This is a genomic window from Deinococcus frigens DSM 12807, assembly GCF_000701425.1.
GTDB lineage: Bacteria > Deinococcota > Deinococci > Deinococcales > Deinococcaceae > Deinococcus > Deinococcus frigens.
This window is the reverse complement of the sequence record NZ_JNIW01000010.1, coordinates 20579-44022: the sequence shown is the minus strand read 5'-3', so window position 1 is coordinate 44022 and position 23444 is coordinate 20579. Positions and strand designations below refer to the sequence as shown.

The window sequence follows — 23444 nt, the reverse complement described above, 5'->3', positions numbered from 1 at the left end:
GATTTTTCAGGAGTGTATACGATCTACCAGATTCGCAGGTAAAGATTTGCGGAGCTGATCCCGTTTCAACTCCTCACCCAAAGTACCCCAGCAATTCAATAATCATCCGCGCGTAATCGTCCGGCTTGATGCCCCGTTTCTCCATCTTCACACTGGGTGGGAAGGTCTGCACCTCGGTCTTGTGGGGAAATCGCTTGAGTCCGGCGGCGTCGTAGTCCAGCGACTTGTAGGCGAACGTCACCTGCAACTCGGTCATGGTCTCGCCGATGCTCAGCACGCGCCGGGCGGCAGCCGTCAGCCTCAGCTTGGCGAGGTCAATGAAATTCTGTTCCTCCGGGTCGGGCGGGCCGTATTTCTTGCGGAGATCGCGCTCCACCCGGCTGATCGCCTGCAAGGTGCGTGCGTCCGAAAGGCGGCCATAGGTGGCAATCCGCGCCTCGTCGTCACCGCCGAAGTAGGCGGGCGTCAGGCGGGCGTTGATCGGCAGGTCAATGGAAATGTTGACCGGAGCCTGAATCTTCTCGCCCTTCAGCCGCGCCACCGCTTCAGAAAGCATCTCGGTGTACACGTCAATGGACACGGCCTGCACATGCCCGTGCTGTTCCTCGCCCAGAATGTTGCCCACGCCGCGAATTTCCATGTCCTTCTCGGCCAGCAGGTGTCCGCTGCCCAGGTCTTGCAAATCGGCAATGGCCCACAGGCGGCGCTGCGCGGTCTCGGTCATGCGCGGCGGGTAAAACAGGTAGGCGTAGGCGGTCTGCGCCCGGCGGCCCACCCGCCCGCGCAACTGGTAGAGCTGCGCCAGGCCCAGCCGGTCCGAACGCTCGATCAGGATGGTATTGGCCTCCGGGATGTCCAGCCCCGTCTCCACGATGGTGGTGGACACCAGCACGTCAAAGGCCCCTTCCTCAAAGCCCAGCATGATCTCCTCCAGCTCCTCCTCGTTCATGCGCCCGTGCGCCACGCCAATGCGGGCTTCCGGCACCAGATTGCGCAGATACAGGCTGCGTGCGCCGATGCTGGCAATCCGGTCATGGATGTAAAAGACCTTGCCGCCGCGCTCGATCTCGCTGATGATGGCGTCGCGCACGGTGCTGGGGTCAAAGGGGGCCAGCACCGTCTGGATGGGCTTGCGGCCCTTGGGCGGCGTCTGGATGCTGCTCATGTCGCGCAGGCCCACCATGCTCATGTAGAGGGTGCGCGGAATCGGGGTGGCCGAGAGTGCCAGGGTGTCTACAGCCTTGACGCCTTCGGGAATGTCCAGCTTGCCTGCCGCCACGTCGGGCATGCCGCGCAGGGCACGCAGTTTCTCCTTTTGCGACACGCCGAAGCGGTGTTCCTCGTCCACGATGATCAGGCCCAGATTCTTGAATTCAATGTCGCCGCTCAGCAGGCGGTGCGTGCCGATCAGGATGTCCACCTTGCCCGCCGCCAGATCGCGCAGGATGGCCTTTGAGGACTGCGGCGAGGTAAAGCGCGACAGCCCCTCCACCTGCACGGGCAGGTCTTTGAAGCGTTCCACAAAGGTGGTGGTGTGCTGCTCGGCCAGCAGCGTGGTGGGAACCAGAATCGCCACCTGCATCCCGTGGCCCACGACGCGGTGGGCGGCGCGCAGGGCCACTTCGGTCTTGCCGAAGCCCACGTCGCCGGAGATCAGGCGGTCAGCCGGGTTGGGTTTCTCCAGGTCCTTCAGCGTTTCCTTGAGGGAGGTGCGCTGATCGCTCGTCAGCTCAAACTGGAAGTTGTCCTCAATCTGTTTTTCCCACTCCGGCAGCGGGGCAAATTCGTTGCCAGGGGTGACCTGCCGGGCGGCGTACTGGACCAGCAGCTTGCCCGCCACCTCCTCCGCGTTCTTGCGGGCCTTGTCCTTGGCCCGCGCCCAGTCCTTCTTGTCGAAGCTGCTCAGCACGGGCGGATCGTCAGTGGTGCCAGGATGACGCCGCAGCACGGGCAACTGCTCGATGGGAACGCTCAGGCGTGCGCCCTTGCGGTATTCCAGATTCAGATAATCACGGGTAACGCCCAGCACCGTGCGCGTTTCCAGGCCCTGAAACTGGCCGATGCCGTGTTCGGGGTGAATCAGGTAATCGCCCACATGCAGGCCCAGTGCGTCCGTGACCGGGCGGCCCGACAGCCGCTTGCCCCGCAGCGCGGAGCCGCCCTGGAAGCCGTAGATCAGGTCTTCGGTAATGACCACGGTGCGGTGTTCGGGGATGACAAAACCGCCCTCTCCGCCGCCGCGCAGAAAGCCCAGGCTGCCCTCTTCCACACGCGGAAGTTTCAGCCAGGGAATCTCGTGGGTGTTCAGCAGTTTGTCGGCCAGATACGCCGCCGTGCGGTCATGGCGCACCAGAATCAGGACCCGGTAATCGGCCCCCCGCCACCCGGCCACATCGTTTTCCAGATCACCCAGGCGGGCGCGGTAGAAGGGCAGGGTCAGCAGGCCGGTGTCCAGATTGGGCAGGGGCAGCGGGGCGCGGCCAAACGACGTGACCTCGCGCCCGGCCAACTTGGGCCACAGCGTGTCGGTCAGCACGCCCAGGCTGGAGGCGTAGAACTCCGGGGAGTCCAGAAAGACGCGGCCTGGCAGCAGTTCCAGGCGGGTGGCGTCCCACTTCGTTTCCGTCAGGTAGTCGGCGGTGGGTTCCAGGGTGAAGGTCTGGGCCTTCTCGCCGGTCAGCTCGCCGGGGGCCAGCAGGCGCAGGGTGTCCAGCTCGTCCCCGAAGAATTCGGCCCGCACCCAGATGTCGCCCTCCGCATCGGCGGGGCGGCCTGCGCCGGGGGACAACCTGAGTTCCAGGGTGTCGCCGCGCAATTCGTAGCCGGGTTCCTCGCCGCGCTCGTAGCCCAGGCGTTCCAGGCGGGTCAGGAGTGCCTCGCGCGGGTAGTTGCGCCCCACGCGCAGGCTCAGGGCGTGGTCTTCGGGATGGGCGGGAAACAGGTCCAGCGCGGTGTTCACGTCCAGCACCACATGCTCGTGCATGCCGTCCCAGTCCCGCAGGCCCGGATTGACCGTCACCGGCGCACCCAGCGCCCCCGCCGAGGCGTAGTTGCCAATGCGGTCAGCGGTGGTCAGCAGCACCGCCGGGCCAGGAAAGGCCGCGAACAGCGCCGCCCGCGCCACCTGCGGGAGCAGCAGCAGATTGCCGGGCGGGGCGGCGGGCAGCAATTTGGAAAGGTTGGGCGCGGAGATGGTCACTGGAAGAGTTTACGCTTGTGGCCTGGGGTTAACCGGAAGCGAAATGGCTTATGGGGTCAGGGGGTTAGGATTTGCAATAACCTGTGCAAGACATGACCACGCCTACCAATTACGTCAATTACGCCGAATTGATACAGCGTTGGCAGAGCTTGCAGACTTGCGTCCCCGACTTGCTCACCCCATCATGAACGACGACTCTTTGCAGCGGGCAACGGCGGCACTCAAAGCACTGGACGCCGAGATGAGCGCCAGTAGTTTGCGCCCGCATCCACTTGAAGACCTGGCAAACACCGTCATGAACCGCATCGTCGCCTACGAGGCCATCCATTACCCCATCCCCGATGTGGACGCCGCCACCATCCTCAAAGTGTTTATGCAAGACCGCCACCTGACCCAGCAGCAACTCGCACGCGGCGCGGGCATCAGCCAAAGCACCATCAGCCCACTGCTGGGGCGCAGGCGGGCATTCACGCTGGAGCATCTACAGAAGCTGGCCGGGTACTTTGGGGTCAAGGTGGGGCTGTTTTTGCCGAATTAGCCGGGCTGTTTTAACCCGGATTGGCCGACAGCCAGACCTGTGCCAGCATCAGCAGGCCAAAAATCAGGAACAGCATCACGGGCATCCAACGCCGGAGCCAGGTGCGGGTGCTTTCTTTCATTCTCAGTCCACTCTACAACCCCTTGACGGCGTCACCCATCTTCATCGTCTTGCCGTCACGAAGGTGCTGGACGTCGCCGTGCCTGGATGCAGCCGTCTCTCCAGGCCGCCCATCTGTAGTCAGCCTGGCCGGATAGATCAGCACAAACCCCCTCCCAAGCTGAGAGAGGGAACTGAGGCCGCCGATGCTCTATTTGCCGCCCTGGCCCCACTCGACCGGCCCCTGATCGCCCTTAATCAGCAGCACTGGCACCGGGGCCTGCTGGGCCACCGCCTGCACCACACTGCCCAGTAGGGCGCGGCCCAGACCGCTGCGTCCGTGGGTGGTCATCACGATCATCTGCGCGCCTTCCTCGCGGGCCACGTCCAGAATGGCGCGGGACACATGGCGGCCCTGGGCGCGTTCCACCATGATCTTGCCGTCCGGCACGCGCTCGCGCAGGACGCGTTCCAGGCCCGCTTTCAGCTCGTCCATGCTTTCTTTGGGGTGGGCATGGCGTAGGCGTGCTCGCCGTAGGCGGCCACCAGCGGATCGGTCTGGATGCTCAGGACGGTCAGTTCGGCCCCCAGCGCCCCCGCCAGGCCCTGCGCATGGGTCAGGGCGTGCTGGCCCAGTTCGCTGCCGTCGGTGGTCACGAGAATTCTGTTCATCGGTAGGGTGGTCATGGTGGTGCCTTATGCCGCCAGCCTCGGCCCAGTACATTACGGGGGCATTACGGCGCACCGCTTCTGGAGCGGGTGCAGACGCTAGCCTGGGGCGCATGATCAAGCTGCTGTTCGTGGGAGACGTGTTCGGTCAGCCGGGCCGCCGGATGCTGGCGGCCCGGTTGCCGGACCTGCGCCGGGACGTGGATTTCGCCGTCGTGAACATGGAAAACGCCGCCGGAGGCTTCGGCATGCACCGTGAGGCAGCGGAAGGCGCACTCCGGGCCGGGGCCGACTGCATGACGCTGGGCAACCACGCCTGGCACCACCGCGACATCAACAAATTGATGCAGGACCCGGAGAATTACCCCATCGTGCGCCCGCTGAACTACGCCGATCCAGACACCCCTGGCGTCGGCTGGCGCACCTTCGATGTACAGACACATACGGGCCAGACTGAGCGCCTCACCGTGGTCAACCTGCTGGGCCGGGTGTTCATGGAGCAGGTGTCCAATCCGTTCAGCGCCATCGACACCTTGCTGGAGCGTGACGATCTGGGCAGCGTGTTCGTGGACTTCCACGCTGAGGCCAGCAGCGAGAAGGCGGGGCTGGCGTGGCATCTGGACGGGCGGGTGGCCGCCGTGATCGGCACGCACACCCATGTTCCCACCGCCGACTCGCGCATTCTGCCGCTGGGGACCGCCTTCCAGACCGACGCCGGATTCACCGGCCCACACGACAGCATTATCGGTTCGGACCCGGCTGGCCCGGTGGCCCGATTTGTCACCGAACGCCCCCACCGTTTCGCGGTGGCCGAGGGCCGCGCCGAACTGAACGCCGTGTATGTCCAGATAGAGGCGGGCCGGGCGGTGTCCATAGAACGCTACCGTGACGTCGAGGAAGCGCACGAGGAAGACGGGGTGTAGGGCCTGTGATCCCCCTTTGCCCACACCCGGCGCTGACCCAATTCCTGACCACCACCGGAGGCACCATGGGCATCAAGAGTGACGTGAACTTGCTGGGCCGCACGCTGGGCCAGGTGCTCAAGGAGCAGGAAGGCGAGGCGTTTTTCGATCTGGTAGAGCGTACCAGGGCATTGGTCCGCGAGGTCCGCGCTGGGGGGAGCGACGCGGAGTTGAGAACTATGCTGGCCGCCCTGTCCGGCGACGATGCGGGCCGGCTGGCGCGGGCCTTCACCTGGTACTTTCAACTGGTCAATCTGGCCGAGGAATACGAGCGGGTGCGTTCGCTGCGCGCGGGCGAGGGCGTGCGCTCGCAGAGCCTGGAAAGCGCGCTGGCTGCCCTCAAGGAACAGGGATTAAGTGCGGCGGATGTGGAGGCCCTGATCGAGCGCGTCAACCTGGGGCTGACCTTCACGGCCCACCCCACCGAGATGCGCCGCCGCACCATCCGCCAGCATCTGGAGGCGGTGGCGCGCGACATCCCGCGCCTGGATGACCCGGAGGCCCAGGACCGGGTGGCCGCCCATGTCGAGGCGATGTGGGCCACGCCGGAACTGCGGCACCTGAAACCCACCGTGCTGGACGAGGTCAAGGGCGGCCTGAACTACATCACGGCGATTGCCGGGGCGCTGCCCGAATTGCAACGTGATCTGGGCCGGGCCTTTGTGAATGTGTACGGCCAGGAGTCGGACGCCCGGCTGCCGCTGAGTTTCTCGTCGTGGATGGGCGGGGACCGCGACGGCAATCCCTTCGTGACGCCGCAGGCCACCCGCGAGACGCTGGAAGTCCACCGCCAGCGGGCGCGCGAGCTGCTGCTGAGCGGCCTGAAGCAGGCTTACGCCGACCTGTCGCAGGAGGACGGCGATCCGGCCCAGACGGCAGGCCTTGAACCGTACCGCACCGAACTGCGCCAGCTCCACAACGCCGTGCGCGACGGCGAGGGGGTGGAGTTGTTGCCCCGGCTGGAAGCCCTGGACATCCGCCTGCGTGGGGACGGCCAGCGCCGCACCGCCGATCAGTTGCTCACGCCGCTGCTGACCCTGGTGCGCGTGTTCGGGCAGCATCTGGTCAGTCTGGACGTGCGCGAACACTCCGGGCAGACCGGGGCGGCGGTGGCGGCCTTGCTGGCACAGGCCGGGGTGGAGGCGGATTATTTAAGTCTGTCCGAGGCGGACCGTCAGACGCTGCTGACCACTGAATTACGCTCCCGCCGCCCGCTGTGGCCTGCTGGGGAACCGTTGACCGACGAACTGGAAACGGTGATTGGCCCCATCCGCGAGGTGCAGGGCGCGGTTGCCCAGAGTGGGCCACGCGCTTTTGGCCGCTACATCATCAGCATGGCCGAGAGCGTCAGCGACGTGCTGGAGCCGCTGCTGCTGGCCCGCGAGGTGGGCCTGCGGGTGCTCACCGTGCCGCTGTTCGAGACGCTGGACGACCTGCAACGCGCCCCGCAGATCATGACCGATCTGCTGGCGTTGCCCGAGTACCGCGCGATTCTGGGGGGTGACGTGCAGGAGATCATGCTGGGTTACTCCGACAGCAACAAGGACGCCGGATTCCTGGCCGCCAACTGGGCGCTGCACGAGGCCCAGCGGCAGATCAGCGACGTGTGCCGGGCGGCGGGCGTGCGCTGGCGCTTCTTCCACGGGCGCGGCACCAGCATCGGGCGCGGGGGCGGGCCGGCGTCCCGCGCGATCCTGGGGCAGCCTGCCGGAACCATCGACGCCGGGCTGCGGATCACCGAACAGGGCGAGGCATTGGCCGACAAGTACAGCCATCCCGTCCTGGCGCGGCGCAATCTGGAGCAGGCGCTGTACGGGCTGCTGCTGTCTGCCGCGCGTCCGGCAGATTCGCTGAAAGAGGAATGGACGGCGGCGATGGACACGGCTGCCGCCGCCAGCGCCACGGCCTACCGCGCGCTGGTGCATGACGACGGTTTCCTGCCCTTCTTCGAGGCGGCCACCCCCATTCACGAGATCGCCCGCCTGAACATCGCCTCGCGCCCGGTGCGGCGACCCGGAGCGCCCACGCTGAGCAACCTGCGTGCCATTCCCTGGGTGATGAGCTGGACGCAGATTCGTTCCAACCTGCCCGGCTGGTACGGGCTGCGCGAGGGCCTCCAGAGCATCGGGCCGGACGGGGCGCGCGAGATGTACGCGCAGTGGCCGTTTTTCCGCACGGTGATCGACAACGCGCAGATGAGCCTGGCCAAAAGTGATCCGCTGATCTTCGAGGAATACCTGCGCCTGCTGGGGCCGCACCCGCTGGCCGGGCAGTTGCAGGCCGCCTTCCGCGAAACCGTGGAACTGGTGCAGGCCGTGGTTGGTGCGGAGTTGCTGGACAACGAACCCCGCCTGCGCGAGAGCATCGGCCTCCGCAATCCGTACATCGATCCCATCCACCGCATTCAGGTGGAGCTGCTGCGCCGCGCCCGTGCCGAGGACGGCGGCCTGGACACCTTCGAGCGCCCGCTGATGTTGAGCTTGCAGGGGATCGCGGCGGGGGTGCGGAACACCGGGTGAGGGTGGTGTACGGTCCGGAATCCAGGAGCCTCACCGAGAGTGGGGGGACTGAATTTACTTGAGTTGTCGGGGTGGGCGCAGCCGAGGCGTCTTCAGTGGCAGACCCCGCAGGTGTCCTTGGAGTGGCACTGAGTCAAATTGAGCCTTATACACGCACTTTTCCCCTACCCTTGTGGGACAGGGAGAGAAAGCTGCGCGGCAGACTTGTCAAGCTCTGCGGGCGAGGAGAGCAGCGGCAGAAGAGTGAGGGGTCCACGGGGCAGACCGCCACCCAATTTGAGGTGTCAGGTCTCCTCGGACCCCCAGACCCCTAAACCTTGACCAGATACGCGCTGTCGATCACGTCCAGATTACGGATGGCCCGGAGCTGCTCAGCGCTCAGCCCCTCGTCCAGCGTCAGGGTAAACAGCGCCTCGCCGCCGCGCTGGGAGCGGCCCAAAGCCATCCCGGCAATATTGATGCCCCAGGTGCCCAGCAGCGTGCTGAGCTGCGCCACCGCCCCCGGCTTGTCCTGGTTGCTGGCGATGAGAATGTAGCCTTCCGGTTCCAGCTCCACGCGGTAGTCGCGCAGGCGGGTCAGGCGCGGGCTGCGGCCAAACACCGTGCCGCCCACCGTGCGGGTGCGGGCCTTGTCCGGCCCCTGGGTGGGTCCCTGGGTGCTGACCTTGACGATCACCTCGGTCTGGTAGTCGGGGCTGTCGGTCTGCTCGCGGACGGCCAGATTCAGGCCGCGCTCCTTGGCTAGGGCGCGGGCGTTGATCATGTTGGGGCGCTCGTCGGTGCTGCCGGACAGGTAGCCCACCAGCACGCTGGACACCACCGGGGCCGGGTCCACCGGAAATTCGCCCCGGAAGGTCACTTCGATGTCATATGCGCCGGGCAGCAGTTGCGCCTGGATGCGGCCCAGTTTCTCGCCCAGATCCAGATAGCCGCCCAAAGCTTCAAGGGTCTTGGGGTCCAGCGCCGGGGCATTCACCGCGCCCTTGCTCACGTCGCCCTGCAGGGCGGCCAGCACGCGCGAGACGATCTCCGCGCCCACGCGTTCCTGCGCCTCGCGGGTGTTCGCGCCCAGGTGGGCGGTGATGCCCAGGTTCGGCGCGCCCAGAAAGATGTGGTCCGCCGTGGGCGGCTCGTCCACGAACACGTCCACCCCGGCCCCGAACAGGTGCCCGCTGTGCAGGGCGTCCACCAGCGCCTGCTCCTCGATGATGCCGCCGCGCGCCGCGTTGACCACGATGGAATCGGGCTTCATGCGTGCCAGCTCGCGCGCGCCGATCATCCCCGTCGTCTCCTCGGTCAGCGGGGTGTGGACGGTCAGGAACTCCACGGCGTCCAGCAGCTCGTCCAGGGTGGCGGCGCGGGTCACGCCCAGACGCTCGAATTTGCTCTCGGGGACGTAGGGATCGTAGGCCACCACGGTCATCCGCAGGCCCTGCGCGCGGTCCGCCACCATGCTGCCAATGCGGCCCAGGCCGACGATGCCCAGCGTGCGGTCCTTGAGTTCCAGACCCAGGAATTTGCGGTCCCATTCGCCCGCGCGCGTCTTGCGGTCCGAGCGGGTCAGGCCGCGCGCCGCCGACATCAGGTGCATTACGGCCAGCTCCGCCGCCGAGACATTGTTGCTCTCTGGCGCGTTCAGCACCAGTAGGCCGCGCAGGCTGGCGTAGTCCAGATCGATGTTGTCCACGCCCACGCCGCCGCGCCCGATGACCTTCAGGCGTGGCCCGGCGGCGTCGATCAGTTCGCGGTCCACCTTGGTGCGGCTCCTCGTGATCAGCGCGTCGTACTGGGACAGGCGGCGCAGCGTCTCGGCGCGGTCCATGTTGCCCTGGTAGTCGATCTGAAAGCCGTTGTGGTCCAGATTGCCGGGGTTCATCTCGTCGCAGATCAGCACGCGCAGCACTTGTGGGGATTGGGTGGCGGGCGCTTGATCGGTGGGGGCAGGGGAGGGGGCGCTCATGCCCGCAGGGTACGCGGCAAAGGGGGAGGCGGTGCGCGGTTGGTCTAGAGGGTTGTGGGAAAAGAGAGGGGACGTGGGGCGAGCTGGGCGTCACGCTGGAAGGCGAACCCCTCAGTCTGCTTCGCAGCCAGCTCCCCTCAAGGGGAGCCAAGAGGTGCAGTGGATCTAGCCACGCAGAAAACACCTTGCCTCCCTTCTAAGGGGAGGTCCCCTGCAGGGGCGGACTTGCAAAGCTGCGAAGCAGAGGGTTTAAACGGGCAGGGCAACCCCACAACCGGAATTTAAGACTTCACGCCGCCGCCCCAGCCCTACGGCAAAGGTGGCAGCCCCAGCTCGGCCAGAAAGCGGTTGTGGTCATCTCTGGCCTGCCCAATCTGTTGCTCGATCCCTTGCAGGCGGGCATTCACGCCGTCCAGGTCAATGTCGGCCTCGGCCAGCGCCGTGCTGATGTAGCGCGAGATGTTCAGGTTGTGGCCGTTCGCGGCAATTTCGCTCATGGGAACGCGGCGCGAATATCGTTCCTCCTCCCGGCGATACTGATAGGTGTCGATGATCCTGTCGATGTGTTCGGGCCGCAGGCGGTTTTGCCGCTTGACCTTTTCAAAATGCTCGGCGGCGTTGATAAACAGCACGTCGTCGGGCATCTTGCATTTCTTCAACACCAGGATGCATACCGGGATGCCCGTGGAATAAAACAGATTTGAAGGCAGGCCGATCACGGTGTCGATGTGACCGTCTTCGAGCAGCTTGCGCCGGATGCGTTCCTCGGCCCCGCCCCGGAACAGCACGCCGTGCGGCAGGATAATCGCCATCGTGCCTTCGCGCGACAGGTACTGAAACCCGTGCAGCAGAAAGGCAAAATCCGCCGCCGATTTGGGGGCCAGCCCGTAATTCTTGAAGCGCATGTCCTGGCCCAGCGCCTCGGTGGGTTCCCAGCGGTAACTGAAGGGCGGATTCGCCACCACCGCGTCGAACTGCGGTTTTTTCGCTGGATTCTGCTCGCGCAGCGTCTCCCACTCGTTGGGCAGCGTGTCGCCGTGGTAGATGTGGAATTCGGAGTCCTTGACGCCGTGCAGCAGCATGTTCATGCGGGCCAGGTTGTAGGTGGTGATGTTCTTTTCCTGACCGTAAATCTTGCCGATGCCGCCCTTGCCCATCCGCCCGCGCACGTTGAGCAGCAGTGACCCCGAACCACACGCGAAATCCAGCACGCTTTCCAGGTGCCTGCGCGGCCCGCTCGCCGGGTTCTGGCTGTCCAGCGTCACGATGCCCGACAGCACATCCGAAATCTGCTGGGGCGTGTAGAACTCCCCGGCCTTCTTGCCCGAACCCGCCGCGAATTGCCCGATCAGGTACTCGTAGGCGTCGCCCAGCGAATCGCTGTCGGTGGAAAACCCGCGCAGGCCCTCGGCAATCTTGCCAATGATCGTGTGCAGCTTGGCGTTGCGCTCCGTGTACGTTCTGCCCAGCTTCTCGGAGTTCAGGTTGATCTCGGAGAAAAGGCCGCCAAAGGTGCTGTCGAAGGACTCGTTCTCTATGTACTTGAAACCCGCCTCCAGCACATTCAGGAGTTCATTCGAGTGCGTGCGGGCCAGTTCCGCGATATGCCCCCACAGGTGCTGGGGCTGAATCACGTAATGCACCTTGCGCCGCATCAGCTTCTCAAATTCGGCGGTGTCCTGCGGGTTGGCCGCGTACCACGCTTGCAGGGGCGTGCTGACGGGCGCACCCTGTAAGTTCAGCGCCCGCGTGGGCAGCTCATCCCCCAGCTCCCGCGCCGCCGCCGCCTCGTAGTTGTCAGATAAGTAGCGCAAAAACAGGAATGAGAGCATGTAATCGCGGAAATCGTCGGCATTCATCGCGCCGCGCAATTGATCGGCAATGCCCCAGAGGGTTTTGCCGAGCTGGTCATGGTTGCTGTGTGTTGCTGAATTCTGGGTTGATGTGGTCTGCGCTGCTGTGGTCTGGGTCATCTTGAGTCCTCTGGTTTCGTAGTGCCGGAACTGCCGTCTGACCTGACGCGAACCCTCGGCGCGAAGTACCGAGAAACCCTCGGTGGTTCTTGAACCGTTCGGAATTTCCGAACACTTGCCGATCTATCCAACTCCTGGGATGAAAAAATATGTCCGATATGTTCGCTGACGTTGGCTTTGCTGGATGCGAACAGGTCAACCATCTGCGCCTGGGTCAGCCACACCGTCCCGTGCTGCACATCCAGGCGCACCTGTAATTCGCCCGTATCGGTCTGGTCCACCTGAAGCGCCTCACTCATTCTTCCCCCTCAACTGGCACGGGAAAAAGCTGTTGCATCAGCCCCCGCTTGAAGGTTTTGAGTTCGGCTCTTTTGTCGCTGTGGGCCGCGATGAGGGCATCTAAGGATGCAAGGCAGTCGGCTATGCGGGTTTGTTCTGGAAGAGTAGGCAGAGGAATCTGAATACTCTGAATTGTCGTTAGATTCATTCCCGCTTTAGTACCACTATCAGTTGATGTATCAAAAGAGCGTTGAGACTTGTCAGAGGCTAAAAAATAGCTTATAAATTTGCCGGACACTTGCGAAGATTTGAAACGTATCAGCGCAATGTGTTGGTTAATATATGCGGGGGTGGGAAAATTATTATCTATGTAGCCAATGATTCCAATATCAGCAGTGATTGAAACAAGAACATCATGCTCCATGAGCTGTGTTCGCACGCCTTCGCTGGCCTCTTGCGGGAGGTTTACATATTTTGGGTCACTTAAATTTGGGTATATTGAGCTTCTAGTAAGATTTGTAATGCGAACAAAAAGATCGCCGCTAGCAGAATAATAAGCTGCCCATCCACGCGAACCACTTGTAACAAATGGCTTTAAGTCGCTAATCCGCTTCTCCTCCCAATCCCCCGCATCCTCAAACTCTGGAAAGCGCAGTCTCGGCGTGCTTTCGCCTTCGGTGGGGAACAACTGCTGCATCAGCCCCCGCTTGTGGCTTCGCAGGGCGTCCAGTTTCTGCGTCTGCGCGGCCATCAGAGAATCCAGGGATGAGAGGCAGTCGGCTATGCGGGTCTGTTCCGCCAAAGCGTCGTTATGTGTTGGGATTGGAACGGGCAAACTTGCATATTCTTTGCCGTTGATGCCCGGTTGACCGCTGCGTGACGATGTGACAACCACCCATTCCAGATAATTCTCAGTGGAGAGAAAATTAAATAGAAAAATGGAATTCAGCTTCTTTTTGTTCGGCCTAACTCTTATCAAAAATCCTGCGAATACGAGTCTGCCATCCTCTTTTCTATATCTATACGATTTACCTACGCTTGCACCTGTTCGCGCCAGAGCAATATCACCTTCGGCCAAATAATTATCTTCCGTAGGGATAATGTCAACAGATGCCTTCTTTCCTTGGATGAAATAGCCATCTTCGGATATATCAGTAATTCGCAAATATGCGGGCAAATCTTTTGAAAAAGGTACGGCGGGCGCGTTCACTCCGTAACTGGGATGGCCTGATAACAGCGTTCCCAACGCTTTCTCCTCCCAACCTCGCGCATTCTCAAACTCTGGAAACCTCAGCCTGGGCCGCCGCTCCCCCTGTTTGCCGCCCCTAGTCTTCATAAGCCTTCAACCCCGAAATGTCGCGCCCGGCGGCCCGTTTCTTCAGGATCGGAATCAGATCGGTCATCAGCGCCTGCTCCCGTGCGGCGCGGGCCTTCCAGCCCAGATTCAGCGGGGCCAGCAACTCGCTCAGGTGTTCGCCGTCAAAGATCAGGCGTTGCAGGGTGGTGTCCACAAAGGCTTGCAGGCTTGCTGGGGTCAGCCCGTGCGCCCCGGCCAGCGCGTGCAGCTCCGTGGCGTCCTTCTGGGTGCGGAAGGCGTCGTACCCGGCCATGACCTCGGTTTGACTCAGACCCTCGCCCGCCTTCAGGGTGTCCATGTAGGCAAGGAGGTCTTTCTTCTGGCCCATGAACTTGGCGTCAGAGGCAATCGCGCCCGCCATTTCCTCGCGGGTCACGGTTTCCTTGCCGGGGGTCTGCGCCGAGAAGTCGGCCATCAGCTTCATGATGTAGTCGTAGTCGATCAGCGCCGAGGCAAACAGCACGAATTCAAAGTCCAGCGCCTGCACTTCGGGCGGCGGGTCTTTGGCCCGGTCCTGCCTGTCTTTCAGGCGCTGGGCGGTGTCCAGGTACACGCCCCGGAAGGCTTGCAGCTCGTCGGGCGGCAGGATGGCGGCAATGGTGGCGCGGTCCTCGTCGGTCAGATCGGTGTACTGCGAGAGTTGGGTGGTCAGGCGCTGCACGTCCTTGAAATGGTTGATGAAGATGCTGCGGGCGGCGTCGCCTTTCAGGTTCTGCACCTCGTCGGGGGTGCATTTGAGTTTCTGTGAGCGCATGAAGTAGGTCAGATTGGTCACGGCCTCTTCCAGTTGTCCAATGACCACGGGGGCGGGGTCCACCAGCCACATTTCCCTGGCCTTCTCGCGGCCCTCGCCGGAAAACAGTTTGATGGCGTCGTCCACCGCCGCCTGTTGCCCCCGGAAGTCCAGGATGTTGCCGTAGGGCTTGGTGTCGTTCAGCACGCGGTTGGTGCGCGAGAGCGCCTGAATCAGCCCGTGGTATTTCAGGTTCTTGTCCACGTACAGCGTGTTCAGGTACTTGGAATCAAAGCCCGTGAGCAGCATGTCCACCACGATCACCACGTCAATTTTCTGCGCGTGCGGCAGGTCGCGGTTGGGGTATTGCTGGTCTTTAATGCGCTTTTGCACGTCCTGGTAATACAGGTCAAACTCGCCCACACTGTGGTTGGTGCCGTACTGGACGTTGTAGGCGGCAATAATGCGGGCCAGCGCGTTTTTCTTGTCGTCGGGCTGCTGCTGGTTGTCGGCGTATTCCTGGGGCAGGTCTTCCTGAATCTGCTGCACGTCCCGGTTGCCGTAGGCGGGCGGCGAGAACACGCAGGCGATGTTCAGGGGGCGGTACTCGCTGCCATCTGCCTTTTCCTGGGCGTGGGCCTGTCGCTCGGCCTGCATCGTCCCAAACAGCCCAAAGTACTCGGTGGCGTCGGGGATGGAAGCGGTGGCGAGGATGGCGTTGAATTTGCGCCCGGCGGTGGCGGCGTCGTGCTTGTCCAGAATGGCCCCCACCACGGCCCGCTTTGCCAGCGTTCCTGTCGCGGTGCGCTCGCCCTCGCCCTTGAAATAGTCGATGTGAAAGCGCAGCACGTTGCCGTCTTCTATGGCGTGCGTGATCGTGTAGGCGTGAAGCTGCTTCTCAAAAATGTCCTGCGTGGTCACATAGGAGGCGTCCTTGCCGTCTATCTGCACATAACGCGAATTGTCCGGGAAGATGGGCGTCCCCGTAAAGCCGAACAGTTGCGAGTGGGGAAAGAAGTCCCGGATGGCGCGGTGGTTGTCCCCGAATTGAGAGCGGTGGCATTCATCAAAAATAATGACCATGCGCTTGCCTTGCAGCGGCTCCAGGCGCTGGCGGTAATCGCTGCCGCTCCCGCCGTCCAGCGCCAGCCCCAGCTTCTGGATGGTGGTCACGATGACTTTATCGGCGTGGTCCGTGGACAGCAGCCGCCGAACCAGGCTGTTGGTGTTGGTGTTTTCCTCGACGCAACCTTCCTGAAAGCGGTTGAACTCCTCGCGGGTCTGGCGGTCCAGGTCTTTGCGGTCCACCACAAACAGGCATTTGTCCACAGCGGGATTGTCCCGCAGCAGCGTGGACGCCTTGAACGAGGTCAGGGTCTTGCCGCTGCCGGTGGTGTGCCAGATGTAGCCGTTGCCGCTGCCCTGCCCGATGCAGTCCACGATGTTCTGCACGGCGTAAATCTGGTACGGGCGCATCATCAGCAGTTTCTGCTCGCTGCGGACCAGCACCATGTAGCGGCTGAGCATCTCGCCCAGGGTGCATTTTGCCAGGAACTTGCCCGCAAAATCGTCCAGGTGGGTGATTTTCTGGTTGTCCTCGGCGGCGTGGCGGTAGATGGGCAGGTGGCGCTCGTCGGCATCGAAGGTAAAATGGCGCGTGTTGTTGTTGGCAAAGTACCAGGTGTCGCTGCGGTTGCTGACGATGAACAGTTGCATGAAGCACAGCAGCGTGCGGCCATAGCCGTTGCCCGCGTCATTCTTATAGTCCACGATCTGCTGCATGGCGCGTCTGGGGCTGATGTCCAGCGATTTCAGCTCGATCTGCACCACGGGAACGCCGTTCATGAGCAGCAGCACGTCGTAGCGGTGGTGGCTGCTGTGGGTGTTCATGCGGAGCTGGTTGACCACTTCAAAGGTGTTCTTGCACCAGTCTTTGATGTTCAACAGCGTGAAGTGCAGCGGCGTGTCGTCGTCGCGCAGCAGGGTGCTGCGTTCCCGCAGGGTCTGCGCCGCCGCGAACACGTCCGGCGTGACGATCTGCTCCAGCAGGCGCGTGAATTCGCTGCCGGAAAGGTTCACGCGGTTCAGCGCCTCGAAGTGCGTGCGGAAATTGCCTTCCAGCGCGGCACGGTCCCGGATGTCCGGGCGGTAGGTGTATTTCAGGTCGCTCAATTTCTTGGTCAGGAGCCGCTCTATCTCTTGTTCCTTCATCGTCACGCTCACTCCTGGTGGGGTGATGGGGCTGAGTTGATGGGAGTGGACTGCTCTGGAGTGCGGGGTCTGGAATGTGGAGGCTACCGCAAAGTTCCAGAATACGGTTGCAAGTGTGCCATGCCCGCTTAACCTCTCTGCTCCGCAGCTTTGCAAGCCCCCCCCTTCGGGGCACCTCACCTTAAAAGGGAGGCAAGAGTCGCGGAATTGCCCGGCCAGTCGGGTTCCTTGGCTCCCTTTAAGGTGACCTGGCTGCGAAGCAGACTGAAAGGTTTCCCTTCTGCTCGCCGCACTTCCAAGCCCCTCACGCTGACTTTGCAGTGGTCCTGCTCTGAGGTGCGGGTCTACATTACAGCGCCGCGTCCACCTTCAGCGCCGCCGCCAGCAGTGGTGCATATGTCTGGTCATCCACCTCGTACACGCCCAGCGTTTCCAGGTGCGGATTCTGAATCTGGGCGTCCAGCAGGATGAAGCCCCTGACCCTCAGGTATTCGGCCAGGCGAATCACGGCCACTTTGCTGGCATTGGTGACGCGGTGAAACTTGCTCTCGGCGATGAACGCGCCGCCCAGCGCCAGCCCCAGGATGCCGCCTGCCAGCTCCCCGTTCTGCCAGATCTCGAAGGAATGGGCCAGCCCGGTGTCGTGCAGGTGCCCGTACAGGTCCGTCAGTTCCGGGCTGATCCACTCGCCGTCCCGCTCCGGCGCACCCGGAAGATGGCCCCGGCAGCCCTCCAGCACGTCGTCGAAAGCCGTGTCCACGCGGACCTCGAAGCGCGGCAGTTCGCGGCGCAATCGGCGGGCAATATGCAGCCCCGCCTCCTCGGTCAGCGGCACCAGGGCACGGCCCGGCACGCTGTACCACTGCACCCCGTCGCCGTTGTCCATCAGGAACGCGCCGCCCGCATACCCCCGCGCAACTTCGCGGGTCAGGGGGTCCGGGTGCTCCAGGAAGTGGGCGGCGGCGGGCATGTCAGCCCCTGCATAGAGAGTGGAGCACGTCTATCGCCGCATTCCGGCTACCTCGCATACAAAATCGCCTGCGTACACCGGAACAGCGCCATCACCTTGCCCGTCGGCCCGCGCACCTCGGCGTCCCAGACCTGGGTGGTGCGCCCGGCGTGGACGCTTCTGGCCTCGCAGGTGATCGTTCCCTCGCGCGCCGTACTCAGGTGGTTGCTCTTGAGTTCGATGGTGGTAAAGCCGGTGGCTCCCTCGGGCAGCAACACCCGCGTGCCGTAGCCGCAACTGGTGTCGGCCAGCGCCACCACGCTCGCCGCGTGCAAAAAACCGTTGGGGGCCAGCAGTTCAGGCCGCAGCGTCAGTTCTGAGCGCACCAGCCCACGCTCCATGTGCGTGAAGCGGATGCCGATCAAGCCGGGCAGCTTGCCCTCGCCCTGCCGGTTCAGCTCGTCCAGCGTGGGGATGGGGTGGGAGGCGGGTTCAGACATGACGGTGAGAGTAGCAGCTCATCTTCGGGGCCACTTTATTTGGGCCACAGCCGGTCCACCCAGTTCGCCGGATTGGTGCCCTCACCGCGCACGCGCATTTCCAGGTGCAGGTGCGGCCCGGCGCTGAGGCCGGTGTTGCCCACCTCGCCCACCTTCTGGCCGCGCTTGATCACCTGGCCGGGTTTGACCGCGACCTTGCTCTGATGGAAATACAGGCTGGTCACGCCCGCACCGTGGTCGATGACCACCAGGCCGCCGCGCACCGGGTATTTGCCCGCCAGGATGACCCTGCCGTCGTTGACGGCCAGCACGTCAGTTCCCACCGGTGCCGGGTAGTCGGTGCCGAAGTGGTAGGCCACCTCGCCGCCCGGCACGTAGGTGCGCGCCTGCCCAAAGCTGCTGCTGGTGGCCTTGCCCCTGGCCAGCGCCGGGGCGAAGGGCCGGGTCCAGACCTGCGGGGTCCGCAGCGTATACGCCTTGTTCACGGCGGCGTCCTCGGCGGCCTTGCCGGGGTCCTGTAACACGCCGCTGATGCGCGGGGGCAGGTTCAGGTGCTGAATGGGCTGGTCCAGCCCCACCACCGAGATGCGCCCCCGGATCAGCTCGCCGCCCAGGCTGACTTCATAGACCACGGGCGTCGTCTTGCCCAGCACCACGCGGCCCAGCGCCACAAATTCGCCCGCCGCGCCAATGGGCCTCAGAACCTCGTTGGGCATCCGCACGTCCTCGCCCACCTCGCTGGGAAAACGCACGGTGGCCTGCCCGGCCCGCGCGCCGGACAGTTGCACGATAAACGCCTCGCCCATTTGCAGGCTCTGCGGCACCCGCACATTCACGCCCGCGATGCTGGCGCTGGGCGCGGTGGGGGAGAGCTGATCGGCGGGCAGCGGCGCGGGCAGCGCAGGTTTGCTCGGTGTGCCTGAAACCGGAGCCACCCCCGGAATCCGCAGTTCCTGCCCAATTTCCAGATCGGGGCCACTGAGGTTGTTCAGGCGGATGACCGAATTGACACTGGTGTTGTTGGCCCGCGCAATCGAATACAGGGTGTCGCCCTTCTTGACGGTGTAGGCCCCCGCCGCACCGAACAGCAGGGAAAGGGAAAGCAGGACGGCGGCACGGGGATTCATGCCCGGCAGAATAAGGGGAAGGTGTGAGAAAGCTGGCACGGCGGCGAAGGGCGGCGGTCCATCTCATCTCATCTTCAGGCGGCCCGTCTCCGAGACGGCCTGTCAGCGGTACGCGTCGTGAGATCTGGGAGCACAGACGGCCCTTTCCTGTCTGTTCTGGAACTGAACGCGGCGCGTATCACTTCCCTTCAACTGCCGCGCCAATGGCTGAATTCCGATTCGTGCCGCGATTATCAACCCTGCCGCTCAGGCCCGTGCCGCTCGACCCGCAGGCGTCGGTCCTGTCGGCGTCGCCCATAACCGGAAGATGGGCGACGCGTTGAAATCAACACCCTGGTCAGTCCCGGTTCGACGCCAGCTAGCCCGCCCGGTGCGGCCTCGGCGGGTTTCATGACGCTGCGAATCCGGCCTTCACGTCTCCATCCCTGACCTGCGCTAGCCTGCGGGGCGATACCATGACGCCTTCAATTTCGCGCCGCGCGGCGCTGCTGACCCTCACGCTCATTCTCGGAACGGGCCTGGGTGGTCTGGGCGGCGCTCAGGAAACCGGCGTTCCCGCCCCGCCAGCTACCGCTCCCAAGCCGGACCCTCCGCCCGCACTGCCGCTCCCGGAGCCGCCGCCCGCACCCGGAGAACCCATTTCGCCGCTGCCAGAGCCGCCTCCGCCCCTGATGCCGGAGCCTCCTGTTCTGGAGCCGCCCGCGCCCGTTCAGCCGGGGCTGCTGCCGCTGCCTGCGCCGGTTCAACCCGCGCCCGTCCAACCCACACCACGCCAGCCCACACCCGCGCTGCCCACGCCGGCGGTGGGCAGCGGCGTGCGCGGGCTGTGGGTGGACGCCTTTGGGCCGGGCCTGAAAACGCGGGCGCAGATCACGCAGATGGTAGAGGACGCCGCGAATATGGGCGTCAACACGCTGTTCGTGCAGGCGATCCGGCGGGCCGACTGCCTGTGCCTCAGGGCCAGCGTGCCGCCGGCCACGGACCCCGATCTGGAAAAGGGGCTGGACCCGCTGGGGCTGGCGGTGCGGCTGGCCCACGCGCGCAGCATGCGGGTGATCGCCTGGGTCAGCGTGACCGGCATGGTCAACGCGGCTGCGCCCAACAGCAACCCGGCCCACATCTCGCGCACGCATGGGCCTACTTCCGGCGCAGCGTCGTGGATGGCCCGCCGCCCGGACGGAAGCTGGCAGGAGGGCAGCGACGGCTGGCTGGACCTGGGCATCCCCGAGGCCGCCGAGTACGTGACGCAGGGCATCGTGAGCCTGGTCAAGAATTACGCGGTGGACGGCGTGCAACTGGACCGCATCCGCTACCCGGATGGCGACACCTGGGGCTACGATCCCAAGGTGCTGGCCCGTTACCGCGCCGAGACGGGGCGCACCGGCAGGCCCGCCGCAGGCGATCCGGCGTGGCAGGACTGGAAACGCCAGCAGGTGACCAATCTGGTGCGGCGCGTGACCCTGGAGGTCAAGTCGCTGCGCCCCGACGCCTGGATCACGGCGGCCACCATCACCTACAATCAGCCGCCCGCGCCCGGGGACATGCCAGCCTTCCGGCGCACCCGCACCTACAGCGACGTGCTTCAGGACTGGCCCGCCTGGATGCAGGGCGGCCTGCTGGACCTGAACGTGCTGATGAACTACAAGCGCGACGCGGTGGGCGAGCAGGGCCAGTGGTTCGACGGCTGGAACGCCTTTGCCCGCAGCGTGCAGGCCAGGCCCGACGGCCAGAGTGCGGGGGTGGCCGCCGGAACCGCCATGTACTTGAACGGCGCTCCGGTCACGGCGGATCAGGCGGGGCGCAGCGTGGGCGCGGGCCTGGGCTGGGTGGGTTACTCCTACCGCACGCCCACCCTGGACGTCTACGGCGCAAAGGAAACCACCGCGCAGGGACTGAACAGCATCCAGACGCTGCTGACCGCCCCCGGCGCGGCGCTGTCGTCGCCCGCCCCGTGGAAGGAAAAGCCGCCCACCTCGCGCGGGCTGCTGGGACGCGTGACCGGCACGCCCGTTCCCGGTTTCCGGATGGTCGAGGCGCTGCAAGGCGGGCAGGTGGTGGCCTATTCCATGACCGACGGCAGCGGTTACTACGGCTTCGCGGCGCTGCCCCCCGGCAAGACCGAGGTGCGGGTCAGCGGTCAGCGCTGGGTGGACACGGTGCCTGGGCGCGGCGTGGTCCGCCTGCCCGATCTGACGGTGCGTGACCTGAAGCCCGTCAGCGCTGCGCCGGTGCCCGCGACTCCGGCCATTCTGACCCCTTCCAAACCCTGAGCGTCCCCGTTCTCAGGGGCGGGTAAACTCGTTTCATGCCCCCCACCGATTCTGACTCCAGCCCGCAGCCGGGCGTCACGCCCCTGGAATTTCGCGAGACGCTGGGAAGATTTGCCAGCGGCGTGACCGTCATCACCGCCACGGACGGCCAGACCCGCCGGGGCATGACCGCCAGCGCCTTTGTCTCGGTCAGCCTGACCCCGCCGCTGGTGCTGGTCAGCGTGGACCACCGCGCCCACATGTACGCCCTGCTCTCCGAGGACCGCGTGACCCACTTCGGCGTTAACGTCCTGAGCAGCACCCAGAAACACCTGAGTAACCACTTTGCCGGACGCCCCGGCCCCGAGGACGCCGTGCCGTGGTTTGCCCACGAGGGCCTGCCCCTGATCGGAGGCAGCGTGGCGCAACTGGTCTGCCGCAAACAGCAGGTCATCCCCGCCGGGGACCACACCCTGTACCTGGGTTTCGTGGAATACAGCCGCTACACCGACGACGATCCATTGCTGTACTTCCGGGGGCAGTACCACGAACTGGGCTGAAGAGAGGGGGCCGGATGTGGGTTGTTGGGATGATATTTCAGAACCCCAGCGCCGGGCGGCCTGACCCGCTTCTGTCCCACTTGCCACACCCCGCATTCCACAAGCCGAATAAAGACCTGCCTTACGCACTGCATGAAAGTGGTCAGAGTGGGTGGTCTAGACTTCTGGGCATGATTCGCCTCGCCATCCTCGCGGACCTGCACGCCAATCTGGCGGCCACGCTCGCGGTGCATCAGGACGCGGCGCGGCGCGGCATCACCGAGTTCTGGGTGCTGGGCGACGTGGTGGGCAAAGGCCCCCGCCCGCGCGAGGTCCTGGACTGGACCCAGGCCCACGCCAGCCGCGTGATCCAGGGCAACTGGGACGCCCGCGTCGCCGGGGCCAGCCACCGCCCGCAGGACCTGTGGCCGCGCAGCAAGCTGTCGCCCGATCAACTGAGTTACCTGGAGGCGCTCCCCTACGGCATTGAGGAACAGTTCGGCGGCGCGTGGTGGCGTTTTGTCCACGCCAGCAGCCGGGGCCTGTTTCACCGCCTATACCCGCACAGCAGCCTGTCGGACCAGATCGAGGCGTTCGCGCCCAACCCGCAGTTTGGCCTGACCCAATACGCCGACGCCCTGGTCTATGCCGACATGCACGAGGCCCTGCTGCTGGACGTGGAGGGCCGTCCGCTGATCAACTGCGGCTCTGTGGGCAACCCGCTGGACAGCACCCTGCCGTGTTATCTGATCCTGGAATTTGAAGAGACTGGCCCCGGCTACAGCGCCAGTTACGTGCGGCTGACCTACAACCGCGACGAGGAAATCGGCGCCGCCGAGGCCAGCGGCATGCCCTTTACCCGCGAGTACATCACGGAACTGCTGACTGGGGCCTTCCAGAAACGCCGGGCGCGCACGGGAGAGGTCTAGTGCGGGTAGCGGTCCGCCCTCTCTGCTGGCCGGCCCGCACGCGCTAGCCTGCCCGTATGGCCGACATCAGCCTCAGCGTCCTGAGCGCCATGATCACGCCCGCCGTGCTGATCAGCGGCGCGGGCACACTGCTGATGAGCACCAGCACGCGGGTGGGGCGGGCCACCGACCGGGTGCGCCACCTGACCGCGCGCTTCCGCTTTCTGGTGTCGGCGGAGGGCCAGCAGGAACCCCGCGCCCGCCAGGAAACGCAGCTCATCGTGCGCCAGTTGCCGCGCCTGGCCCGGCGCACCCGCCTGCTGGTGCGGGCCATGACCGCGCTGTATGTCGCCGTGGCCCTGCTGGTCCTGACCAGCATTCTGATCGGCGCGGCGGCCCTGCTCGGCGGAGCAGTGGGCGGGGTGACCGGCGCGCTGCCCGTGGTGCTGGCGGTGGGAGGGGCGGCGGCGCTGGCCTTCGCCGCCCTGCTGCTCAGCTTCGAGACCCGCCTGAGTGCCATCACCACCGGCGAGGAAATGGGCTTTCTGGTTGGCCTGGGCGAACATTACGCGGCCCTGTACGACCATGCCCATCCCGCAGAGGAACTGGCGGCCATGCGCACCTCGCCTGAATTGAAACGTCGCTCCTAAATAGGCGAAATCCCCGTCCTGGC

17 protein-coding genes are annotated in these 23444 nt (G+C 64.6%); 7 read left to right on the top strand and 10 right to left on the bottom strand.

What is annotated here, in order from left to right:
* Positions 1-73: 73 nt before the first annotated feature.
* A complete protein-coding gene (locus tag Q322_RS0105500) occupies positions 74-3199 on the bottom strand; it encodes a DEAD/DEAH box helicase (RefSeq protein WP_029476719.1) in 3126 nt (1041 codons plus the stop codon).
* Between the two features lie 184 nt (positions 3200-3383).
* Here Q322_RS0105500 and Q322_RS23815 point away from each other — a divergent pair, with 184 nt between their 5' ends.
* Positions 3384-3737, top strand: a complete 354-nt coding sequence (locus Q322_RS23815; RefSeq protein ID WP_029476718.1) for a helix-turn-helix domain-containing protein — start codon at positions 3384-3386, stop codon at positions 3735-3737.
* A 310-nt stretch (positions 3738-4047) separates the two neighbouring features.
* On the opposite strand, the gene Q322_RS24770 is transcribed toward Q322_RS23815, so the two are convergent.
* Positions 4048-4332, bottom strand: coding sequence for a universal stress protein (locus tag Q322_RS24770; RefSeq protein WP_051668265.1), 285 nt, complete (start codon positions 4330-4332; stop codon positions 4048-4050).
* Positions 4320-4508 (bottom strand): universal stress protein, encoded by a 189-nt coding sequence (locus tag Q322_RS24765; RefSeq protein ID WP_051668264.1) that lies wholly within the window; start codon positions 4506-4508, stop codon positions 4320-4322. The genes Q322_RS24770 and Q322_RS24765 overlap by 13 nt, the downstream gene beginning before the upstream one ends.
* A 110-nt stretch (positions 4509-4618) precedes the next feature.
* On the opposite strand from Q322_RS24765, the gene Q322_RS0105480 reads away from it, so the two are divergent.
* Both Q322_RS0105480 and Q322_RS0105475 read left to right on the top strand, forming a co-directional pair.
* The gene (locus Q322_RS0105480; RefSeq protein WP_029476717.1) at positions 4619-5428 is read left to right on the top strand and encodes a TIGR00282 family metallophosphoesterase; all 810 of its coding nucleotides are present in this window, start codon (positions 4619-4621) and stop codon (positions 5426-5428) included.
* A gap of 65 nt (positions 5429-5493) precedes the next feature.
* On the top strand, positions 5494-7986 hold the full coding sequence (locus Q322_RS0105475; protein ID WP_029476716.1) for a phosphoenolpyruvate carboxylase: 2493 nt from the start codon (positions 5494-5496) through the stop codon (positions 7984-7986).
* A gap of 310 nt (positions 7987-8296) precedes the next feature.
* Here Q322_RS0105475 and serA read toward each other — a convergent pair whose 3' ends face one another.
* From serA to Q322_RS0105440, 7 genes are all read right to left on the bottom strand, one after another.
* Entirely contained in the window at positions 8297-9946 is a 1650-nt protein-coding gene (gene serA, locus Q322_RS0105470) for a phosphoglycerate dehydrogenase (protein WP_029476715.1), read from the bottom strand.
* A gap of 308 nt (positions 9947-10254) precedes the next feature.
* Positions 10255-11919: a type I restriction-modification system subunit M gene (locus Q322_RS0105465; RefSeq protein WP_084147819.1), complete on the bottom strand. Its 1665-nt coding sequence runs from the start codon at positions 11917-11919 to the stop codon at positions 10255-10257.
* A 295-nt stretch (positions 11920-12214) separates the two neighbouring features.
* Positions 12215-13408, bottom strand: a complete 1194-nt coding sequence (locus Q322_RS22255) for a restriction endonuclease subunit S (RefSeq protein ID WP_162176591.1) — start codon at positions 13406-13408, stop codon at positions 12215-12217.
* 115 nt (positions 13409-13523) lie between these two features.
* Positions 13524-16499, bottom strand: coding sequence for a type I restriction endonuclease subunit R (locus Q322_RS0105455; protein WP_029476708.1), 2976 nt, complete (start codon positions 16497-16499; stop codon positions 13524-13526).
* A gap of 349 nt (positions 16500-16848) precedes the next feature.
* Positions 16849-17469, bottom strand: a complete 621-nt coding sequence (gene aat, locus Q322_RS0105450; RefSeq protein WP_029476706.1) for a leucyl/phenylalanyl-tRNA--protein transferase — start codon at positions 17467-17469, stop codon at positions 16849-16851.
* Between the two features lie 47 nt (positions 17470-17516).
* Positions 17517-17948, bottom strand: a complete 432-nt coding sequence (locus Q322_RS0105445) for a PaaI family thioesterase (protein ID WP_029476705.1) — start codon at positions 17946-17948, stop codon at positions 17517-17519.
* A gap of 35 nt (positions 17949-17983) precedes the next feature.
* Positions 17984-19075: a peptidoglycan DD-metalloendopeptidase family protein gene (locus Q322_RS0105440; protein WP_029476704.1), complete on the bottom strand. Its 1092-nt coding sequence runs from the start codon at positions 19073-19075 to the stop codon at positions 17984-17986.
* Positions 19076-19530: 455 nt separating this feature from the next.
* Between Q322_RS0105440 and Q322_RS0105435 the strand changes: the two genes are divergently transcribed.
* The 4 genes from Q322_RS0105435 (at position 19531) to Q322_RS0105420 (ending at position 23421) form a co-directional block, all read left to right on the top strand.
* The gene (locus tag Q322_RS0105435) at positions 19531-21345 is read left to right on the top strand and encodes a glycoside hydrolase family 10-like protein (protein WP_245593149.1); all 1815 of its coding nucleotides are present in this window, start codon (positions 19531-19533) and stop codon (positions 21343-21345) included.
* A 35-nt stretch (positions 21346-21380) separates the two neighbouring features.
* Positions 21381-21884, top strand: a complete 504-nt coding sequence (locus Q322_RS0105430) for a flavin reductase family protein (RefSeq protein ID WP_029476702.1) — start codon at positions 21381-21383, stop codon at positions 21882-21884.
* Positions 21885-22054: 170 nt separating this feature from the next.
* Entirely contained in the window at positions 22055-22792 is a 738-nt protein-coding gene (locus tag Q322_RS0105425; RefSeq protein WP_029476701.1) for a metallophosphoesterase family protein, read from the top strand.
* A gap of 56 nt (positions 22793-22848) precedes the next feature.
* Positions 22849-23421, top strand: a complete 573-nt coding sequence (locus Q322_RS0105420) for a DUF2721 domain-containing protein (protein WP_051668263.1) — start codon at positions 22849-22851, stop codon at positions 23419-23421.
* Positions 23422-23444 lie beyond the last annotated feature (23 nt).